Below are 425 nucleotides of genomic sequence, written 5' to 3'. Positions count from 1 at the left end.
ACCACTACCGCGATTCCGATAAAAAAGTAGCGCTGCCAGCCTCCACCATTCGCAAAAAGACTGAATGCGGCACCGGTATTCCATACGTGTACCCAGTTAAAGAATGAGGTCACTGAAATAGACTCGCCATATGCCATTGATTGTTGCACCAGCCACTTTACAGCCTGATCAGACGCTGCCAGCAGGCCCGATATGGACAACAGAGCGTACGGTGACAGATGTTTGCCAAAAATGGACATTGCTTAATCCTTGAGCGCCAGAATGCGTCTAGCACCGTTAAGTACAATGACCCCCGCGATGGTGCCGATAATCAGATCCGGATAATTGGACCCGGTCCACGCGACCAGAGCGCCGGCGGTGATGACCCCCAGGTTGATCACCACGTCGTTGGCCGAGAATATCCAGCTTGCCTTCATGTGCGCCCC

At 53.2% G+C, this 425-nt stretch carries 1 protein-coding gene and 1 pseudogene; both read right to left on the bottom strand.

The window, feature by feature from the left end:
- On the bottom strand, positions 1-239 hold a 239-nt coding region (locus MN199_RS14820), incomplete at its 3' end, for a signal peptidase II (protein WP_047748537.1).
- Between the two features lie 3 nt (positions 240-242).
- Positions 243-425 (bottom strand): annotated as a pseudogene (locus MN199_RS14815) (cation transporter); the annotation flags it as partial.

The organism is Rheinheimera metallidurans (assembly GCF_036983985.1).
In the GTDB taxonomy this organism is placed as follows: Bacteria; Pseudomonadota; Gammaproteobacteria; order Enterobacterales; family Alteromonadaceae; genus Alishewanella; species Alishewanella metallidurans.
Note: the sequence above shows the minus strand (reverse complement) of the source record. Positions and strands in the feature narration are given on the sequence as shown.